We start from the raw sequence: 21,787 nt of genomic DNA on the forward strand, positions 1-21,787 counted from the left end.
TTATCACAAATTGTTATTTTAAAGGTTGAAAATAACAATTTGAGATTTAACTAATACACCTTTCTAATCAACCCATTCAACCAAATCTCGCCTTTTCTCTCTGGCCTTTGATCTTCACTTTGCCATGTTTTTTCAAGCGTTAACTGTGGCTCTGCGTCTATCAATGCTTTTAGGCTTTCTTCGGTTAAGTTTGTGTAGTGCCTATCATTTATATCTCGCTCACCCTCACCGTATTTAAAACTAACGTAAAGTACACCGTTTGATTTTAAGGCATTGGCTAATTTGGTGAAACGGTCTGGCAGTTCACGGTGAACAACATGAAGTAAGCTTGCACAACACCAAATTCCGTCATATTGGTTTTGGTCGTTAATTTGGCGAAAGGTTTTAACGTAAACAGGTTGCTCTAGGTGAAAACTAGCAATTTCGGCTAATTCTGCACAAGCGTCAATAGCCGTTACTTTATATCCTAAATTTTTGAAATAAAGTGCATCTCGGCCTGAGCCACAGCCGGCGTCTAAAATATGCGGTTTTAACCCATTCGGGCAACCTTCGGCTGATGGTAAGTGTGGTAAGAAGGCATTGTAAAAATCGCTCATATCTATATGAAGCGTGCTGTTGGCGAATGCGCTGGCGTTCTGAGCGTAGTAGTCTAGCGTTTGTTGTGTCATGTGTTTATTCTTTACCAATGTGAGAGAAGTGACGTTGGGTTTCACGCCTGTGCAGTTTTAATATAGCTGCTCGCCAAGTTTCTTTGTAACTTAGTTGATTGCTAATTTAGCTTAAATTTTTGTAGATGAGTAGTGATAAGAATCAATAAGTTATTCATGTTTGGTCTGATTATTTTAAATTGCTTTTAATATAAGCAGATAACCCCAAATATAGTGGATGTTGTCGAGTTATTTTTTACCCGACCTTGAGTCGGTGCTACCGAAGTCAGTAGCACCAATACTTGTTAAGGTTACCTTATCTCTTCTAAACGATAGTCACCGGCACCAGAATATGAATAGACAATATATCGATAATAGCCAGACGATGCTTGATAATTGATAGACTCTGTTGAAGTCGGCGACTCAGACAAGCCTACTTGTTGCCAACGACCACCTTGCCAACGCTCAATTTTTAGATCAAAGTCTGCAGAGGTTGGGCCGGTTAATTTTAAGCTTATGTTGCCCCCATCGAAATAAAACCAACTACCGTTTGGCTCAACAGCTTGTTGTTTATCAGCTAAATAGCCTGTGTAAACAGTCCCTGCTGGCGGCTCTATTATTTGCTCGTTTACTTTAAAACTGATGGTTTGCGCTGCAGCACTAATGTTTGAAATGTTTAAGCCCGAGTCACTGCCATTCCACCAAAGTGAATTAGTGCCTCGTGAGGTTAGTGCATTAGGCAAGGTGTTTGAAAACTCTCCTGCATAATCAAACAAATCAGAGCCATCACCACGATTGCGTTTGTATTCGGGATCGCGATTACCATCTGCGTGCTCCATTTGAATATAGGGCTTCCACTCATTTGAATTATTACCCGAGCTATCGACATGCCAAATTGCTAACCCTTGATCTGGTTGCTCTGAGTTTTGTCCACTCTGATGAATGGCCTCTATATAAAATGCTTCGTTTTGGTTGCTCGGGTTAGTCCATTTATACGATGCATTAGAACCTGAAATGTGACTCAGTGTGCCTTTTGGTGCATTTGCATTGATTGCAGGGTTTAACTCGGTGACAGTGTCCCAGCCTGCGATTGCTCTAAAGTGCGCTACAGGTGGGGTTGGTTTAAAACGATTAGTTTGCCCTATTGCGCCATATCCCATTACACCAAAGCTGGCGACTGAGCCTTCTGAGCTGCCATCGTAATCGTATAGATCTGGCCAATTCGTGATTAAGTGACCAGATTCATGCACAAAGGTACCAATTGATAAACTACTGCGCATGTCGGTGATTTGGTAGCGGTCGGTACACACACCGTCGGCACAGAACCTTGGACTGAGACGTGCCATGTGTGGCCATAAGCCTTTTGACCAACTGCTGTCTGAATTACCTGCATAGAAAATGTTTAAGCCGCGAATTTGCTTACTGCTGTTGGTAGTCAGTGTTGAGAAGTCAAAACCCTGCTGGTATTCAAGCCAATCTAGTGCTTCTTTTATCAGTTCTTGAGAGCGAACGGTTGAGCTCAAGCTTGAGTCGGCATAGTAGGCTTTGTTCTTTTTTGCCGTGTAGTACTGGGTAACTGTATTGGTGTAATCAAGCTTGCCACCCGACACTTTTGTGAAGTAGCCTCGTACAGATTGTGCGTTGCCAAACTCGGTGTAATTGGCATCATTTAGAAAACGCTCTATTTGGGCTTTACTGATAGTGCCACGTTCATCAGGAAAGTCGATGATAATAGTAAGGCCTTTCACCTGCCCTGATATTTGCGCATCTATCTGTGTGGTTTGCATGCGTGATTGCACTGAGTGAGTATGTGTATCATGCTCGCCTAACATGCGCTGCTGTTGTGCTTCAACTAAGCGTTGTTTCGCTTCGGTACTTAGCCCTGCTTGCTTAACTCGCAACTGCACATTTTGAATACCCTGTTGACTCTTACTGCTGACTAAGATGCCAGTTGAGATTAGTTTGCTGCCCTCGTCATTTAATTTGGCATACGCCATGCCTTTAAGTGCATTGTCAAAAACAACGAGGCGACCATCTGCTGTTCTTTGCTCAGCATAATAACTATTACCATTAAGTGTTAGCGTTATCACTTCACCACTAGGTTGAGTGAACTGGTATCGCTCGTTCTTATATGGAATCGCTGCAAATGCGGCAGAGCTGCATAGCAAGGTTGCTAGTGCGGTGTGTTTTAAGTTCATGATTATTCCTTTCAGTTTATTTGTCCCCAAAACGGACAAATAAACTATTAACCAAAAATTTACATTTGGCAAATTTTTGTGAAAGGAATTGAGAAGATTACCCGACATAAAGTCGGTGCTACTAAGTTAAACACGTCAGCAGCGAAATCATTTCGCGTGTTATTTAATTTTGATTATTATAATTAACAAAATGTTAACTTGAATAACTTGCTAAGAGTTTACACATTTCCCGTGTTAGCTTCGGATCTTCTGCCATCAACGCTTTTAACTTTTCACTAGGCAGCCACATAATCTCCACGGGTGTTTCACTCACATATTCTATGGCATTTTGATTCGCTAATAATGCAAGCACACCAATGGTTTCTCCAGGCCCTTTACTAATATGAACTTTGTTTGTGTGGCCATTTTCAGTTTGTTTAAATTTTTCTGTAATGCTGCCTCGGCTGACAACGCCAATTTTATTAATTTGCTGATTTTCGGCACAAATCACCTGTCCTGCCTCGTAAACACTGATCTCAGTTAAAGCTGAAATTTTTTCTCTTGTTTGGCTTTTTAAGTCTTTTAGCCATGAAATTTCTGCCTTTAATTTCTGCTCTCTAGATTTATTAAATATCGATATTTTTTGTAATGCAGCCATTCTATGCTCAACATCATCAAGCAATCTTTGCGCTTCAGGTTTATCTAGCACAGCTTGCTTTAATTGCTCTTTGATAATTGCTCTTTCTCGATTAAGTAATAAACGTGTTGCTGATTGTGATTGTAAGGCCTGGATAATTTCAGGAAAACTTGTATAAAGATCTTGAATTCGCTCAATAGTGAGTTGTTTATTAGCCTGCACCGCAGAGCGAACTTCTGCTGCGGCTTCTGGTGAATGAGCTAAAGTATCAATGTGACTTTCTAACGTTTCTTGCGCTTGAATAAACCCTCTTGCAATATCGTAACCCAAAGCTAACTTACTAAAATATAGTTTTAACAACAACTTATTCGACCAACTATAGGCCCTAAATGGTTCAAGCCACGCAGGTAATTGCCAAACACTAAAAAGTTTTTCTCTATCCCCTATTTTAGGCTCTCCATCGAGTGCTCTTTCGACGGCTTCAACCAAGCGGTTTGTCGCTTGTTTACCTAGCACACCTTGTTCAAACTGAGTCCAATAATGCTTTCTTTCTGTTTCAAGCAAACGGCGTTTATAAGCCGTGTTTAATTCTTCTTGAGAAACTTCATTTGACTCTTCAACTTCGTTAAGAGCTTTAATTTGTGCCGATTGCTTGACACTCGTCCAGTCTGCACCTTTTAAGAACTCATTACTCATCATGTCTGGTAATAAGTCATGCAATGCTGAATTCACTTTATTTTTTGCTTTATCAACCGTCGCTTGTTTTGCTGGAGGAAGACTATTCAAACCTAAAAGTTTTAACAGTGCGCCCATTGTTCCACCATTAATAACTATGGTTAAAACTACAATACCAGCAGTGAGAAATAGTACTCTGTCTCCGAGCTCTTTTGGCAAAACATCACTCGCAGCAACTGTGAGCGCTAATGCCAAAGACACCGCACCTCTTAATCCCCCCCAACAAAGCACCGCTGATTTTTGAAAATTGATACCGATACCAATTCTCTTAAGCACAGGCATAAATACTGTGATAGAAAATGCGCGAATGATTAAAATGCCTAAATAGAGAAGAAATAGAGCCTGCCAAGCGTCTAGGTCATTCAATGGGACTCGAATAGCGACTAAAATACCTACTAAAAGGAAAATGATTGTATTGGCCATATAAGCCATCATTTCCCAAAAGTGGTGAAGAAAGTCAGCCACTTCAGGGCTGATCCGTGTTCGTCCAACACTTGCAAAAATAATCGCAAGAGTCACTACTGCAACTACACCAGATACATGAAAAGTTTCAGCAATAAAAAAGACAGAGTATGCCGCCGCGATTGTTATTGATATCTCAATCATGGGATCATTAAACACTCTGTCTATCCATAAGACACAAAGCCAACCCACAATCAGGCCAATCACTAGACCCACCAAAACCACGATTAAAAATTGTAATACAACTTCCCAGGGGGGGGCTAAGGTTGCAACGGAGCCAGAGCTCGCACTTGCAATAACCCAAGCATAAAACAACGAAAAGAAAACAATTGCTGTACCATCATTTAATAATGACTCACCTTCAATTAATGTTTCAAGTCGCTTTCTTGAGCTCACTTCTTTTAGTAAAGCGACAACCGCTACGGGATCAGTGGCGCTAATTAAAGCCCCAAACATAAGGCAAATCGCCCATGTCCATCCCCAATGGGAAGGCACTAAGACATTGATTAATTCTGCAGTTAGCCAAATTGCTAACATTAAACCAGGTACAGCAAGAGTTGCAATTTGAGTAAACATACGCCTAAACAAATGCACTTCCATAGCAAAGGCACTTTCAAAAATCAGTGTTGGTAAGAATAAGAATAAAAATAAATGGGCATCAATTTCTGAAATTAAACTTAAACTACTGCCAATGACGCTTAAATTATCAGTAAATAAATCTGCTCGATGCAATAAACCAAACCCAATGCCCAACATCAACAATGCGACCGTATATGGTATTTGCGTGCCTTTCAGTCCATGGCGAACAATTGCTCCTGTGATCAGAGCAAGAATAACGAACAATAAAACCTGAAGACCAACAGCAAAGCTCATACATAATGTCCTAGCAATGACGTTTAGTTGAGCATAGTTAAATATCAGCAAATAGCCTAATATATAGAACTAGTAAAGCTTAGTTATAAGGGTTAATTTTTACTGTTCATTCCTATTGTGCGGCGCGTTATAGTCTAACTCAGGACCATTTGGGATCACACCAGTTGGATTAATGGTCTTGTGACTCGCATAGTAATGCTCTTTGGTGTATTTAATATCAACGGTGTTACTCACGCCCGGCACCTGATACAACTCACGAACATAATTACTGATGTTTTCAAAGTCCTTAAGCTGAGTACGATTACATTTGAAATGACCAAAATACACGGCATCAAAACGTATTAGCGTCGTGAATAAACGCCAATCGGCTTCGGTAATTTGCTCGCCAACTAAATAACGATTTTTGCTTAGATGGTCTTCTAGCCAATCTAAACTTTCAAACAATGCATCATACGCTGTGTTATACGCTTCTTGTGTCGTTGCAAAACCCGCTTTATAAACACCGTTATTGATGGTGTCGTAAATACGTGCGTTCATCTGGTCAATTTCAGGTAGCAAAGCTTCTGGGCTGTAGTCGTCTGTGTTGCCAGTTAGTTCATTAAACGCTGTATTAAAAATACGAATGATCTCAGCGGATTCGTTGTTGACTATGGTCTGGGTCTTTTTATCCCAAAGAATTGGAACCGTCACGCGGCCTTCATAACTTGGATCTGATTTTAAATACAGCTCATAAGCATATTTAAAGCCATAAAGCGGGTCTTTTTCATCATCAAACTCCCAGCCATTTTCTAGCATTTGAGCTTGAACAACTGTGACATCAATTAAAGACTCAAGCCCTTTTAGCACTCTAAAAATCAATGTGCGGTGCGCCCAAGGACACGCTAAAGAAACATAAAGGTGATAACGGCCAGCTTCAGGTTGATAAGGGTTATCACTGTCTGTGCTAATCGTGTTTCTAAATTTACTGTCTTGGCGTTTAAATGCACCTTTGCTCTCTTTGGTGTCATACCACTTATCAACCCATTTGCCGTTTTGTAATAAACCCATAATAAGTCCTCTCAATGCTATAAATATTTTGCTGTAAAGAAGTCACGTATGAGCTGTGACTTCTTTACTTTAATTTCTTCGCTTTAAAAACTTTCGAACTTATATTTCGATTTTAGTTACTGGCAGTTTGAAGCTGTGCGTTACTTTGGCTAATTAACTTAGACGTTAAAGTACGGTCTAGCGAAAACTTGCCACCACCTTGGAATACTAATGCAACGCTGATAGCAAACAGTGACAACGCAAATTCATACCCATTGTTCGACATAAATAAACCGTTTTGGAAATGCACTGCAAAAATGGCCACCAGCATAGTGAAAGCAAGTGCAACAGCAGTTGGTCTTGTGAGTAAGCCGATTAATAAAAAGATCCCGCCGAAGAACTCTGCGCTTCCGGCCATGAGTGCCATTAGATAACCTGGTGCTAAACCAATTGACTCCATCCACTGCCCAGTGCCTTCAAGACCATAGCCACCAAACCATGCAAATAACTTTTGTGCGCCGTGGGCAATAAATAAAATACCTGCGACTACACGAAGTGGTAAAGCTGATAGTTGGTCGTCAGTTTTTAATACGTTTAATAAAGTTGATGTGTTCATTTTGCTGCTCTCTCAAATTTAGTTAATTGTGTTTTTCAGTGTTTCTCTGAAGAAGTGAGTCCATTATAGGTAAGCATTAGTAAACAAATAACTGGCAGAATTTGACAAGTTAGTTCAAAATATTTGAACAATAAATTTGAATATATTTTTAAGTGATATGCAGCACTCTCCGCTTACATTAGAAGCTTTACTAGTACTCGACGCCATTGACCAACGTGGTAGTTTTGCCAGTGCCGCTGAGCAACTTAATAAAGTTCCATCAGCGATTTCGTATATTGTGCAAAAGCTCGAAGAACAACTAGGGGTGACTTTATTTGTGCGCCAAGGTAGACGCTCAGTATTAACTCCCGCAGGCCTGCATCTTCTTGAAGAAGGCCGTAAAGTTTTACTTGCCGTTGGCAAATTGACAGAGCAGACGCAAACCATCGCCCACGGCTGGGAGCCCAAAATACGTATCGCTATTGATACCATTGTGGACGAGCGTAAAATTTTCAAAGCCTGCCATGCATTTTTAGCTGAGCACGAAAACATCGAACTCGACTTTAAAGAAGAAGTGTTAAACGGTACGTGGGAAGCCTTAATAGAAGACGAAGTGGATTTGGTGATCGGAGCATCAGATCCCATACCATCACAACAAGGAATAAGAGCAAAAGCTCTAACCCAGTATCACAGCTGCTTCGTGGCTGCGCCAAATCACCCTCTGCATACACTAAAACGAAAGTTAGCAGAGTCTGATATTCTTAAGTACAAAACAGTGGTTGTACACGACTCAAGCCGCAATGCCATTGCAAAATCATCGAATATCATCGAAGGCTCAAAGCATATATATGTTAGTAATTTACAACAAAAGATTTGTGCCATCGAAGTCGGTATGGGTGTTGGTTTTTTACCATCTGAGCAGATTAGAGCACAGATAGAAGCAGGCTCTTTAAAGCAACTTAAGCTAATAAAACAGGTCGAACCACAGCAGCTCAATATTGCTTGGAAGGTAATAAACAAAGGTAAGGCATTGAAAGCACTGACAGCATGTATAGAAAATGAATTCAATTAACTTGCCCAGTAAATATGATAAGTAAATTACAAATCTGCAAAAACCTGTTTGTAACTAACAAGAACTCGCCTATGCTTTATAAATAATCAATGACTTGAAATTTCTTTATTTTGAATAAACGCTTTTTTGAGATTGCAATTAACGTCAGTAAGCAGATGTCATTTGCTCGTAAGTTTATAGCCATTATTGGAATGTTGTCTCTGCCTTTACTTTTTCTTTTACTTGTATTGTTAATTGATACAACTAAAAGTATCCAAAAAACTCAAAATGAGATATTTGGTGTCAAATCACTCGAATCTCTTATTACCACTATCTATCAAATACAAGATTATCGAGATCATGCTGTACTACAAGAAGTAAACTTAGATGCTCAATTAAGTAAGTTTATTTCAGAAGAAAAACAAAAAATTACAAAAGAAGTAGAGTTATTATCTAGTAATTTATCTAAACAATTATCAATCACTACAAACGTTAAATCACAAATTGAAAATGTTAAAAATCAGTGGCAGCAGCTAAACGAGAGCAAGGCAATAATGCGAGGTGGTATTGAATCTCAGTTTTTACATTTTGATAAGGTTGTAATTGAACTGCAACTTTTGGCAAAAATCATTTCTTTTGAAAGTGCACTTATTCACGACGACGACCCCATTAATTTTTATCTAATCAATAATTTTGTTAATGAAACGCCTGAAATTTATAACAATATCGGATTTTTACGCGCCGCAGGTGCATACGCTCTCAGCATGCCAACTGTAGACAGTTATACTTATCACACATTAGAAAAATTAGCAGCTCAAGCTGAAGATAATATTGCCTTAAAAAATTATGCGTCTAGCCACATTTCTTTTTACTTAGATGAAGACAGCGATGTAATAAATGCCTTAAATGAAATATTAAATAGCTCTAAAAGTCTTTTAAATTATACTTATGAGCAGATTTTAGATGAGCCAGATGACCTTCCCACTTGGCGTAAATATTTAGATTTTTACTCAAAAGAAATAGATAAAATGCGTCAATTTGATGCACAAATTCTAGAATATGTTGAAACTCGATTAAAAAATCGAAGTCTCAAACAAAAGCTCAAATTAGCCGCTTTAGTAATTGTTAGCTTATTACTTTACCTTATTGTTATCTATTTTGTTTATGGGACTTACTTACAACTCAGAGAAACCTTAAATAACTATTCCATTAAGGCTATGGAGTTGGCTAAAGGGAACTTAGACACCCGTATTGCAGATCTTTCAAAGGATGAATTTGGTGATTTAGCTAGAACTTTTAACGAAATGGCTAAAATTATTTCTGAGAATCAGAACAAACTCATCGAAGCTGAGAAAGTCGGCTCGCTGAATAGAATGATCTCTGGTATTGCCCATGAAATTAATACCCCACTAGGTATTGTTATTTCGAGTTATAGTTTATCGAAAGCTTCTCTTGAAAAGCTAGACCTACTATTTGAACAAGAGGCGTTAGAAGAAGATGACTTAAAAGAGTTTATTCTGTCTTGTAAAGAGGCCGAAACCTTAATTGATAAGAACTTAGATAAAGTTGTTAATCTGATCGAGACATTTAAACAAGTTAATAGTTCTCTCAATGTTAGTCCGCAAAAAGGGGTAGAAATAAAATCGTTGATAGAATTTGCCTACTTACCTATCTCTGAGTTAAACCAAGAAGTGGAGTTTGAAGTTCATGGTAATGAGTGTGAGATAGATACCGACGTTAATTTACTAACTCAAGCGCTTAGCAATATTATTGAGAACGCGATAGAGCATGGCCTTACAAAACAAGAAGATAAAAAGGTTATTATCAAAATAAATAGCGACAACGACAAGCTTCATTTGTCGATCTCAGACAATGGAGTAGGTATATGCAGAGACGAAATTAACCAAGTATTCGAGCCGTTTTACACAACGGGAAGAATCAGAGGCAAAGTTGGTTTGGGAATGCACATCGTGTATTTAATCATTACCCAGTCGCTAAATGGTACGATAAAAATTATTAGCGAAGAGAATAGATATACTCGACTCGATATTGCGTTACCCAAATATCGTTCAGACTGCGAAGAGATTGACATAGACTTAGATGACTATCTGTAATGGTTATAGCGGAGATAAAAGCTCATTAAACGTTTTAATCTAGTTAAGCTGTCACGAACAGTTTTAACCACCAGTTCAACTCTATTGATTTTGAAGATAACCCATATGCCAAAAAGTTTAAATTGATTACTTTACGATAACGAGGACAGTGGCCATTTAGATTAAAAATATAGAAGAAAACTAACAATATGTTGCTTTATTCGCGCCTTCAACTTCTAATCAATTCATTATTTTTATCTAATATCATAGTTATACCTGATTTCAGATAATAAGTGCGACACTCATAGAAAGGTGTAGAAGAGGAAGCCAACTGCCGAAAGTGGTACGCTCTTCTCGCCAAAGAAACAAGCAGTACTACTATGAGTTATCAGCAGTTGACCGAGGGGAGAAGATAGCAAATTTCTACCCTTTTGGAACTGGGTATTTCGATCTCTGAAATTGCCAAAAAAGTGAAATGCCATCGTGCAACGGTGTATCGTGAGTTAAAAAGAAATCAAACCCATGGGGGTTATTGCCCTCATAATGCTCATGCTTTTTCGGTTCGCAGGCGCAAAGCCGCTCGCAAATATCGAATACCTAGTGAGCGTATTACGTTTGTTCGCGTGCTGCTTAGTATCGACTGAAGCCCTGAGCAAATATCCAATGTCCTTACAAGTGTAGGAGCTTGCGTTAGTCATGAATGGATTTATCGTTATGTTGCTCGAGATAAACGTCAAGGCGTTCAACACTATCGTCACTTGAGGCAAGGACACAAACGATATCGCAAAGGCCAAAAAAAGAAGGTGCCAACAATAAAAAATGCGGTATCCATTGATGAACGCCCATCAATTGTTGATAGCCAAGAGCGATTCGGGGATTGGGAAATCGATACTGTATTAGGTAAACCTGGTACAGGTGCGATTGTGACTATTTTAGAGCGAAAAAGCCGCTTCTATTTAGCGAAGAAAGTGTCGTCTAAATCGGCTGATGCAGTGACTAAGGCGACAATAGAGATGCTTTTGCCATTTAAAGACTGTGTACACACAATCACAGCAGATAATGGTAGAGAATTCGCTGGTCATGAGCAGATTGGAGCAGCACTTAATGCTGACATATATTTTGCCCACCCATACAGTTTTTGGGAGCGAGGTGCAAACGAAAACGCGAATGGTCTGTTAAGGCAATACGTGAAGAAAGGGTCAGACTTAAGGCAGGTAACGGATGAGTATATTCAGTTTGCTCAATCAAGGATAAATAACCGTCCAAGGAAGTGTTTAGGGTTCAAGCAGCCGGCAGTTATTTTTAAAGAATTAGCCATGGCCGCTTGATGTTGGTGTGTCGCACTTCGAAGTTGAATTCGGGCCTACATTAATCTAAACATTTATAACACTGAACTGCACTAATCATTCTAGGCACTTTGGTAATGAAATAAAATCTAGTTATTATGACGTTAAGGATTGATAGCAATATTTAGGTTAAGTAGATGCTCAATAATTTACTTAAACATTAACAACCGAATACAAACATTTATTTTATTGAACCAATGGAGTGGTTTCATGTAGTGCTAAATTTAGGCTAACTGCACCGACACTCATTATGCATGGCGCGCCTCTTCGAGCAGTCTGTAAAAGATAGTATTACACTATGACCTATTTTTTCAGCTAATTAATATATGAAAACGTAAGATTAATTACCAAAAATATCTGTAATTGCACTTTCTGGTTGAATGGTACATTAGATCAAAGAATACAAAATCACTTTTTACTTATTAACTTGAACAAAACTTGCCCACCTTCCTGATCAAGACTAAATTTAATAAATACAAATATGCTTTTATGTGATTATTGGGAGTTAAAATTGGTTAGATCTTTATCAATTAAGTTACTCGCTATAGTATTAACGGTTTACTTCATACTGGCGATTCTAGTAACCGCTGTTCATGTTTATATTGAATATCTTCATGCACAAAATGAGGTTTACAGAGTAGTTGAGGCTTCTGAAAACAACTTCAAGCATAAACTCGCTTTTGATCTTTTAAATGAAGATTATGATCAACTCAAAATTTCTGCCAAAAGTATTTTAGGACTCCCACATATATCAGGGGTCGTCATTACATCAGGTCAAACCGATAATATTGTAAGTGTTGGCACAATATCAAATGATACCGGTCAAGAAGATAATTTTATTTCACATTCGTTTCCGCTTCTTAACACATCAAAAAATACGACAACCGAAATTGGTACCATCACCTTTTATTCGAACAAAGATTTCATAATCAATAATGTCCAACAGAGCCTATTTTTACTGTTAGTTAATGCAGCAATTAATATAGCTGCTGTCTTTATACTTATCTCAGTTGCTTTTAAATTACTATTAAGCACCCCTCTTAAAAAATTAACGACGCAAATTAGTAAAATTAATCCAAGTGATTTAGGCAGTTCAACAATAACTGTTGCTAGAAACTATGAAGATGAGCTAGGTACTCTTCAAAAAGCACTGAACGCAATGATTAGTAAAACATCTGAGACCATCAGTAGTTTAGATGCAGCAAATAAGAGTCTTGAATATACCATTGAAGAAAAAACCGATGAACTTAATAAAACGATTGCTCAACTTAATGAACAACACTCTAAACTTGAAAATGAGATAGATGTCAGGCAAAAATCAGAGAAAGAATTAGAGTGCTCTCTAGGTAATTTACAAAATGCTCAGTCTAAGTTGATTGAATCTGAAAAAGAACTAGAGAAATCTCTAAATGAGTTGCAAATCGCACAGTCTCAGTTAATTGAATCTGAAAAAATGGCCGCTTTAGGGCGACTTGTCGCAGGCGTTGCGCATGAAATCAATACACCTGTTGGGTTAAGTCTAACCGGTATTTCTCACTTTCAAACAACTGTTCAAGAAATCGCTAGGTTATTTGAAGAAGGAGAGTTAGAAGAAAGTGACTTCACTCGCTTTATTAATGAATCGCAAGAGTTATCAACCACCATACAAAACAGTCTTCAGCGTGCTGCAGATTTAATAAGGAGCTTCAAACTCGTTGCTGTCGATCAGTCAGCTGAGCAGATAAGGCAATTTGATATTATTCAATACCTCAATGAAACAATGATGAGCCTTAAAAACAAGTTAAAACAAAGCAAGGTAGTATTTGTGGTTAATACTCAGTCTGATCCTCTCATCATTAATAATTACCCCGGCTCTTGGGCACAGATTTTCACCAATTTCATACAAAATACACTTATACATGCATATGATGTCCAATCGGAAGGAAAAGTAGAATTAAACTTCTATACTAAAGATAGCAGGTTAATTTTTGAGTTTATTGATGACGGAAAGGGAATGTCCACGGAGTCAATAGACAAAATTTTTGAACCTTTTTACACCACTAATCGCGCCAATGGAGGCTCTGGATTAGGCATGAATGTGGTTTTCAATATTGTACAACAAAAAATGTTCGGAACCATTTCTGTTGAGAGCCAAATAAATGAAGGCACTAAATTTGTCATTAATGTGCCTATTGATATTCAATCAAAATTAGAAGGTGACGAAAATGGGCTTATTTAAAAAATCTTCTAAGCCTAAGGAAGCACGTAAAGCTGCATGGAAGGTATTAATCGTCGACGATGAACCTGATGTTCATGCTGTTACTAAACTAACTTTGAACAGGTTTGAATTTGATGAGCGCGGCCTTGAATTTATTAGTGCTTATAATGGAGACGAAGCACGAAAGGTACTCACTGAACATAACGATATAGCATTAGTTTTGCTTGATGTGGTCATGGAAACCGATGATGCAGGTTTAAAAGTTGCTGAGTTTATCCGCAAGGAATTAAATAACCACTTCATCAGAATAATCCTTAGAACGGGTCAACCCGGCCAAGCACCAGAAAGAGCGGTAATCACCAACTATGATATAAATGATTACAAAGACAAAACCAGCTTGAGTAGTGATAAACTTTTTACCGTTGTATATACCGGATTACGTGGGTTTAGAGACATTCAAGATATAGAACTTGCTCGAAAGAAACTTGAAAATCATCGCGAAGGTCTCGAAAGAGTTATTAATTCAACAGCCAGTTTATTTCGTATTCGCTCTATTCAAGAATTTGCAAGTGGCTTACTAGTACAAATAGCAGCACTGCTTCATGCAGATAAATCAATAGCAGAAAATAAAAACAACTTTGCTGTAAGAAAAATCGACGGCGAACTTCAATTTCTTGCAGGCACTGGTAATTATTGCCCTAAAGAAGGCAACCTTGTAGAACCCCCTGAAAATATTCAAGCAATGATTGAGAATGCTTGTATTAACCGTAAAAGTGTCATTGAGAATGATTGCTTTGTCGGCTATTTCGAGACAATTAATGCAGGAGAAAACCTCATTTACTTAGAGGGTATTAATCAAGTAGATGAATTAGATAAAAAGTTACTCGAGCTTTTTTCGAATAATATCTCAGTTGCTTTTGATAATTTAGAGCTTGATAAAGAAGTTTTCGAAACACAGTCTGAAATTATTGAAACCTTAGGAGAGGTGGTAGAGAGTCGATCTAAAGAAGCTGCAAACCATGTTCGTAGGGTTGCTCATTTATCGCGTTCATTAGCTTTATGGATTGGCTTATCGGAAGAAGAAGCACAAGAGTTATATATGGCTTCACCTATGCATGATGTAGGTAAAGTTGCCATACCTGATTCAGTATTGTTAAAGCCTGGTAAGCTGACCGAAGAAGAATTTGAGGTGATGAAAACCCATGTAAACATTGGTCATGACATTTTCGCTCGTTCAAAACGCTCTACTCTAAAAGCAGCAGCTATTGTAGCTGGAGAACATCATGAAAAGTTCAATGGCGAAGGTTACCCAAATGGTTTGAAAGGCGATGAAATTCATATTTATGGACGTATAGTAGCGTTAGTTGATGTGTTTGATGCTTTGTCTCATTCGCGTTGTTATAAAGAAGCTTGGGACTCTCAAGAAGTTTTACGATTACTTGAAGAAGAAAAAGGCCAACATTTCGACCCTAATTTGGTTGACGCATTTGTACAAAATATGGATGAAGTAATAAAGATCATGGATGCATATCCTGATTAAGCACTAACTGTTAAACAATAAAGCCGAACATTCATAAAATGAATGCTCGGTTTTTTTAATCCATAAATTGTTGGTACAAAACTCTTGTTGCCAATAACAAGAAGGCTACACCCAGTAACTTATCAATGACCGCTTGTCTCTTTGTTAAATCAAACTTTTCACTTGCTTTTGCACTGACCACTGAAACAAAAAAATACCAAAGTGTGTCTATGCTCAATACTGTGCCACACATTAATATTGCAACAAACAATGTCATAGAGCCTGGTTCAATGAACTGCGAAAAAAGCGCAATGAAAAAGATCGCAAGCTTAGGATTCAAAAATGCAATTGCAAATCCGTCTTGCGCAGCTTGTTTGTAGCTTGTTGTATTTGCTCTTGAGACATCGAATCCAGAGGATTGACTGGTTAGAATTTTACAGCCCATATAAGCTAGGTAGGCAGCACCTGCATACACTAAGGTTTGAAATACAATAGGAAAGTGTGTGATTAAACTTGCTAAGCCAGCTAATGAAAGAGCGGCGTATAACCCCACACCAACCCCGTGGGCAACACTGGCAATGATGCCATGACCAGCGCTATTGTACAAAGAGTGACGAAGAACGACCGCTAAACTAGGGCCAGGTGACATAGCGCCAATAATACAAATTATCGCAAGGCTAAACCATGTTGTTAATTCCACTACCTATATCTCAATTAATAATTTCGAAACAGTGTAACGACACAAATATTCACTAGCAAGAAAATATGAAAATCACTCAATTGTGTATAGTTTACACTCTGTAAAATCATTTTATATCATGTTCTTATAAGTCAAACTTCACGTTTTTAGTTACGATAGCCAGTAGAATGGTTAAAAAGCGTATCGTTGTATATCATTTCAAACTCTCTGGTTTAGAGCCAGAGAGTCTCAAATGTCTCCATAGAAGTACCTAACTATTTTAGTTTTTCATTAAACTTTTTGACCTCACCCGCTTTCATTAAGCAATAAACTGCAGGTAAAACAATCAAAGTAAGCAGCACAGCGCTCGACATACCGCCGACCATAGGCGCTGCAATACGACTCATCACTTCTGAGCCCGTACCATCACCATATAAAATCGGTAACAGACCAATAATAATGGTTGCGACTGTCATCATCACAGGCCGAACACGTAAGCCTGCACCATGCAAAATGGCTTCTAGATAATCTGCTTTTTCAATGGTTGTGCCTTTGCTTTGATGTTGGTCTTTTAAATCTTGCAGTGCTTGATTCAAATACACCAACATGATCACGCCAATTTCCACTGCAACGCCGGCCAGTGCGATAAAACCAACGCCAACAGCAACCGAAAAATTAAAACCTTCCAGATACATGAGCCATAATCCGCCGATCATCGCCATTGGCAAAGTTGCGATGATCACAACGACTTCACTCAAACGCCTGAAGTTGAGATAAAGTAAAATAACAATAATCGCCAGCGTTAACGGCACAACATAGCTCAACTTCTCTTTGGCACGCTCCATGTACTCATACTGCCCGGCCCAATTAATTGAATAGCCAGCAGGTAGCTCAAGCTCTTTGGTAAGTAATGCTTTGGCATTTTCAACATAATTGCCGACATCAATATCTTCAATATCAATATAAGTCCAACCATTTAAACGTGCGTTTTCACTCTTGATACCCGGCGGACCATTTTCGACATAAACATGCGCCACATCACCCAACGCAATACGCTGGCCTGTAGGTGTGACCATCGGCATTCGAGCTAACTGCTCTGGTGAGTTTCGATAGTCTTGCGGATATCGTAAATTCACTGGGTAGCGCTCTTGCCCTTCAACGGTTTGGGTTACATTCATCCCGCCAATGGCCGTTGCAACTACGTGCTGTACATCGGCGATATTCAAACCATAACGGGCCGCTTTAATTCGATTGATATCAACCTTGATATAACGACCACCAGCAACGCGTTCTGAATAAACAGACGCTGTACCTTCAAGCTTAGGTAAAAGTGTTTCGAGTTGTTGACCAATATTTTGAATAACATCGAGATCTGGTCCAGCGATTTTTATGCCTACAGGCGTTTTAATACCCGTTGCAAGCATATCGATACGCGTTTTAATTGGCATAACCCAGGCATTAGTCACACCGGGTAATTTCACCAATGCATCCAGCTCTTTTTTCAAACTCTCAGTGGTCACGCCATCACGCCACTGTGATTTGGGTTTTAACTGAATAAAGGTTTCGATCATTGTAAGCGGCGCAGGATCGGTGGCGGTTTCAGCACGGCCCACTTTACCAAATACGTTCTCAACCTCAGGAATAGTTCGAATAAGCTTGTCAGTTTGCTGCAACAGCTCTCTGGCTTTACCAATCGAAATGCCCGGATATGTCGTTGGCATATACATTAAATCACCTTCATCTAAAGGTGGAATAAACTCGCTGCCGATCTTATCTAGTGGATAAAAGCCAACTACTGTAACTGCAATCGCCGCTAAGATTGTGGTTTTTGGAAAACGTAAAACGCCTTTCAGAACTGGCATATAGATCGTAATCAGTAATCTATTCAGCGGGTTTTTACGCTCAGGTAATACCTTACCGCGAATAAAATAACCCATTAACACAGGCACTAAGGTGATCGCTAAACCAGCAGACGCAGCCATGGCATAGGTTTTGGTAAACACAAGCGGCGCGAACATACGCCCTTCTTGGGCTTCAAGAATGAATACAGGTAAAAAGCTAACGGTAATAATCAGCAAGCTAAAGAATAGCGCAGGCCCTACTTCACTGGCGGCTTTGCCAACCACTTGCCAACGATTTTCATCTGTCAGTGGAGTCTTCTCCATGTGCTTGTGCATATTTTCAATCATCACGATGGCACCATCTGTCATCGCACCGATGGCAATCGCAATGCCGCCTAACGACATGATGTTGGCATTAATCCCTTGAAAATACATAACGATAAAGGCGACTAGAATACCCATAGGTAAGCTTATCACTGCCACTATTGAAGAACGTAAGTGGAATAAGAAAGCTGCGCAAATCAGAGCAACAACTATCAGTTCTTCGGTGAGTTTACCCCATAGATTATCGACTGCTCTGTCGATTAAAGCAGAGCGATCATACACAGTGACAATTTCAACGCCCTCAGGCAAGCCCGCTTTTAGCGATTCTAACTTTGCTTTCACGCCCTCAATGGTGGTTTTGGCGTTTTCTCCAAAGCGCATAACCACAACGCCACCCACAACTTCGCCTTCACCGTTGAGTTCTGCAACACCGCGGCGCATTTGCGGACCGAGGTTGACCACGGCCACATCGGCAATGGTGAGTGCCACGCCCTTTTCGTTCACACCTAGTGGAATTTGCAGGATATCTTGCACACTTTGGATATAACCCGTTGCGGTAACCATATATTCCGCTTCGGCCATTTCAAGCACCGATGCACCTGTTTCTTGGTTGCCACGCTGTAATGCTGTTTGCACATGATTCAATGGAATACCATAGGCGCGCAGCTTATCTGGGTCGACTTGTACTTGGTACTGCTTCACCATGCCGCCAACTGCGGCGACTTCAGAGACACCTGCTACAGATTGCAATTCGTATTTCAAGAACCAATCTTGAATACTGCGCAGTTGGCTAATGTCATGTTTGCCAGTTTTATCAACCAATGCGTACAAATACACCCAACCTACGCCAGTGGCATCAGGACCTAATTGAGGTTTTGCACTACTGGGTAAGCTTGGTGCAACTTGACTTAAGTACTCTAACACCCGTGAGCGCGCCCAGTACAAATCAGTCTTATCGTCAAAAATGATATAAACGTAAGAGTCGCCAAAGAAGGAGTAACCTCGTACCGTTTGTGCACCTGGCACCGATAACATGGCGGTAGTCAGTGGGAATGTCACCTGATCTTGCACCACTTGCGGTGATTGACCGGGGTAACTGGTTTTTACGATCACCTGTACATCAGATAAATCGGGAATGGCATCAACAGGGGTGTTCTTCAACGAAAACAACCCTGCGCCAACTAAAATTAAACTCATCAACACCACGAAGAAACGGTTGCTGATAGACCAGCGAATAATTGCTGCGATCATATTGCCTCCTCGCTATTAATGATGTGTGTGTTCATGTTCATGCATTTGCATACCACTCTCTTGCATGACATTTTTATCGACTATTTTTTTGATGGCGATGACTTTAAAGTCTTGGGCGGTATCAAAAGTAAATTCGATATTATCACCCACTTTGAGCATTGAAATATCCAGTTCATCGATAAACCCAAAGTCCATGGTAGCAGGTCCTCTGCCCCACTTTTCAATGGCTTCACGACTGATATTGATAACGCGAGCGTCAGAATCAATGGCATTAATGACACCATTTACTGTGGCTTGTGTATCTGATGCCGCAACTTCAACTTTGCCCATAATATGAATGGCTGAAACCGGATAACTACCATCATCTTGTTTGGTGATCTCAAAATGTAGACTGTGGCCTACTTCTAGCGCATCAAAGTCCGCTTGGTTGAGCACACCAAAATCCATCACCATTTGTGGCCATTGCCATGCTTCAACTGGCGCATGGTCGATTGTTACACTTTGCTCTGAATCTGACTTTGCGGTAACCACCCCTTCAGCCCATACAGAAGTTGGCTCTGCGGCAAATTCCATACGTTTAAAGTCAGAGGATTTACTCGATTCAGAGTCAATCAAGAATTGCGCCGATGTGACGACGGTATCGCCTTCATTGAGACCTTCTAATACTTCAATTTGATCTTGATAGACTTGGCCAATTTGCACGGCAATAGACTTAAATTGCCCATCACCCAACGCTAAGACCACGCGATTTTGTTTGCCCGTTCTTATAACTGACTCGATTGGCGTAAGAATGCTATCTTGTTTTGTTTTACCGCTTATTTGCAATTGCGCATACATGTTTGGCTTGAGCGCACCATCTTTGTTTTCAAAACGAAGACGTACACGTAGCGTACGATTTTTTTCATCTAGCGTTGGATATATGTAATCAACTTCACCATGCCAAGCTCGGGCTGGTTGATAGTCTAAGGTCATGTGTACAGGCAAGCCAACCATTACAGACGCTGCATCACGCTCAAAGACTTCGGCTTCAACCCAGACATTGCTCAAATCGCCTATACTCATCATGGTTGTACCCGGTTGTACATAATAACCTTCGCGAATTTTTAAGTTGGCAACCACACCATTTTGCGGAGCATAAAAAGTCACATTTTGGCTCACTTTTTTATCACGCTGTAGCTGCTCGATAAAAATATCGTCAATATGAAGCGCTCTCAATCGAGCCTTGGCTGCGTCAATCAAACCAAACTCTGTGCCGCGCAAAGCGATTAAAAATTCTTGTTGTGCATTCACAAGTTCAGGGGAATATAAAGTATAGAGCTCTTGGCCTTTTTTGACTTTTTGCCCTGTGGTTTTCACGAATAATTGCTCAACCCAACCAGATACCCGCGGGTGAATATGTACGAGGTTGTCTTCGTCATACTGTATATAACCCACGGTATTAATTGTTGGCGTCATGTCTTTAAGTGTGACTTGCGCAGTTCGAACTCCTAAGTTGTTTATCACTTCTGGAGAGATTTTAATAGCACCCGGACCGTGCTCATCTTCGCTATTAGACTCGTCGTATACAGGAATTAGATCCATGCCCATTGGAGACTTACCGGGTTTATCTCGACGGTAGTTCGAGTCCATTGGCGCAACCCAATACAGCGGTTTTTTTTCGTCACTCTGTTCAGCATGACTGTTGTGTTCTGCATTTGATTGCGAATAAAAGTACATACCCGCACCGCCAACTGCCATACCTAAACTGAGCAATACTGCATTGGTAATAAATTTCGACATCAGAATTGCTCCTCGTAACTGTTTACTTCAGCGAATATTTCGTAGCTGCCATCTTTTTTTAACAACAGCACTTTATAGGCTTGAAACCTTTCATCAATTTCCATCCCAGGTGAGCCTAGTGGCATAGCAGGTACACTTAACCCAATGGCGTTTTCAGGGGGAGATTGCAAAAACTGCTTAATGAATTTCGCAGGTACATGACCTTCGAAGGCAAACCCATCGGCATGCACTGCGGTATGACACGAGCGATATCGCGCTTCAATGCCGTATTGGCTTTTTATTTCGCTCATTTGCGGGGGCGAAAAGTTTTTGCCTTCGACCTTAATATTTTGGGAGGTGAGATGATCTAACCATAAGGTACAACAACCACAAGTCGGGGTTTTAGCAACCAGTAACTCTATAGCCTTGTCTTGTGCAAAACTGTTGTTTGAAAAAGTACTTAAAAATAACGTGAGTGAAAAAATTAACTTTGAAAAAACTCGCATCGCCTGCGCTCCTAATCACAATAAAAACAAAACAATAAATAGGTGATTAATCGGACACACACGCCAAATT

Annotated in this window: 13 protein-coding genes and 1 pseudogene; 5 read left to right on the forward strand and 9 right to left on the reverse strand. The window is 39.7% G+C overall.

Features of this window, described 5'->3' with window-relative positions:
• Positions 1 to 50: 50 nt before the first annotated feature.
• The 5 genes from CWB72_RS16610 to CWB72_RS16630 all read right to left on the reverse strand — a co-directional run bounded on the left by CWB72_RS16610 (position 51) and on the right by CWB72_RS16630 (position 7,173).
• Positions 51 to 668: a class I SAM-dependent methyltransferase gene (locus CWB72_RS16610; protein WP_138633689.1), complete on the reverse strand. Its 618-nt coding sequence runs from the start codon at positions 666 to 668 to the stop codon at positions 51 to 53.
• Between the two features lie 290 nt (positions 669 to 958).
• Positions 959 to 2,845, reverse strand: a complete 1,887-nt coding sequence (locus CWB72_RS16615) for a M6 family metalloprotease domain-containing protein (protein WP_138633692.1) — start codon at positions 2,843 to 2,845, stop codon at positions 959 to 961.
• Between the two features lie 193 nt (positions 2,846 to 3,038).
• The gene (locus tag CWB72_RS16620) at positions 3,039 to 5,531 is read right to left on the reverse strand and encodes a cation:proton antiporter domain-containing protein (protein ID WP_138633695.1); all 2,493 of its coding nucleotides are present in this window, start codon (positions 5,529 to 5,531) and stop codon (positions 3,039 to 3,041) included.
• A 99-nt stretch (positions 5,532 to 5,630) separates the two neighbouring features.
• Positions 5,631 to 6,578 carry a glutathione S-transferase family protein gene (locus CWB72_RS16625; RefSeq protein WP_138633698.1) on the reverse strand — a complete coding sequence of 316 codons (948 nt, stop codon included), beginning with the start codon at positions 6,576 to 6,578 and terminating at the stop codon, positions 5,631 to 5,633.
• Positions 6,579 to 6,690: 112 nt separating this feature from the next.
• Positions 6,691 to 7,173: a DoxX family protein gene (locus CWB72_RS16630; protein ID WP_138633700.1), complete on the reverse strand. Its 483-nt coding sequence runs from the start codon at positions 7,171 to 7,173 to the stop codon at positions 6,691 to 6,693.
• A 157-nt stretch (positions 7,174 to 7,330) separates the two neighbouring features.
• On the opposite strand from CWB72_RS16630, the gene CWB72_RS16635 reads away from it, so the two are divergent.
• From CWB72_RS16635 to CWB72_RS16655, 5 genes and pseudogenes are all read left to right on the forward strand, one after another.
• A complete protein-coding gene (locus CWB72_RS16635) occupies positions 7,331 to 8,224 on the forward strand; it encodes a LysR substrate-binding domain-containing protein (protein ID WP_138566306.1) in 894 nt (297 codons plus the stop codon).
• A gap of 110 nt (positions 8,225 to 8,334) precedes the next feature.
• Positions 8,335 to 10,317 carry a sensor histidine kinase gene (locus CWB72_RS16640; RefSeq protein WP_138633704.1) on the forward strand — a complete coding sequence of 661 codons (1,983 nt, stop codon included), beginning with the start codon at positions 8,335 to 8,337 and terminating at the stop codon, positions 10,315 to 10,317.
• Positions 10,318 to 10,715: 398 nt separating this feature from the next.
• Positions 10,716 to 11,624 (forward strand): annotated as a pseudogene (locus CWB72_RS16645) (IS30 family transposase).
• 529 nt (positions 11,625 to 12,153) lie between these two features.
• Positions 12,154 to 13,860, forward strand: a complete 1,707-nt coding sequence (locus CWB72_RS16650) for an ATP-binding protein (protein WP_171037347.1) — start codon at positions 12,154 to 12,156, stop codon at positions 13,858 to 13,860.
• Positions 13,847 to 15,379 (forward strand): response regulator, encoded by a 1,533-nt coding sequence (locus tag CWB72_RS16655; RefSeq protein ID WP_138633710.1) that lies wholly within the window; start codon positions 13,847 to 13,849, stop codon positions 15,377 to 15,379. The genes CWB72_RS16650 and CWB72_RS16655 overlap by 14 nt, the downstream gene beginning before the upstream one ends.
• Before the next feature lie 55 nt (positions 15,380 to 15,434).
• Here the strand turns inward: CWB72_RS16655 and CWB72_RS16660 are convergent, their stop codons facing one another.
• The 4 genes from CWB72_RS16660 to CWB72_RS16675 all read right to left on the reverse strand — a co-directional run bounded on the left by CWB72_RS16660 (position 15,435) and on the right by CWB72_RS16675 (position 21,717).
• A complete protein-coding gene (locus tag CWB72_RS16660) occupies positions 15,435 to 16,058 on the reverse strand; it encodes a LysE family translocator (RefSeq protein ID WP_130255335.1) in 624 nt (207 codons plus the stop codon).
• 254 nt (positions 16,059 to 16,312) lie between these two features.
• Positions 16,313 to 19,453, reverse strand: coding sequence for an efflux RND transporter permease subunit (locus CWB72_RS16665; RefSeq protein ID WP_138633713.1), 3,141 nt, complete (start codon positions 19,451 to 19,453; stop codon positions 16,313 to 16,315).
• A 15-nt stretch (positions 19,454 to 19,468) separates the two neighbouring features.
• Positions 19,469 to 21,232 (reverse strand): efflux RND transporter periplasmic adaptor subunit, encoded by a 1,764-nt coding sequence (locus CWB72_RS16670; RefSeq protein ID WP_138633715.1) that lies wholly within the window; start codon positions 21,230 to 21,232, stop codon positions 19,469 to 19,471.
• Positions 21,232 to 21,717, reverse strand: a complete 486-nt coding sequence (locus CWB72_RS16675) for a DUF411 domain-containing protein (protein WP_138633718.1) — start codon at positions 21,715 to 21,717, stop codon at positions 21,232 to 21,234. The genes CWB72_RS16670 and CWB72_RS16675 overlap by 1 nt, the downstream gene beginning before the upstream one ends.
• Positions 21,718 to 21,787: the final 70 nt, after the last annotated feature.

Origin of the sequence: Pseudoalteromonas phenolica (assembly GCF_005886345.1) — a bacterium.
GTDB lineage: Bacteria > Pseudomonadota > Gammaproteobacteria > Enterobacterales > Alteromonadaceae > Pseudoalteromonas > Pseudoalteromonas phenolica_A.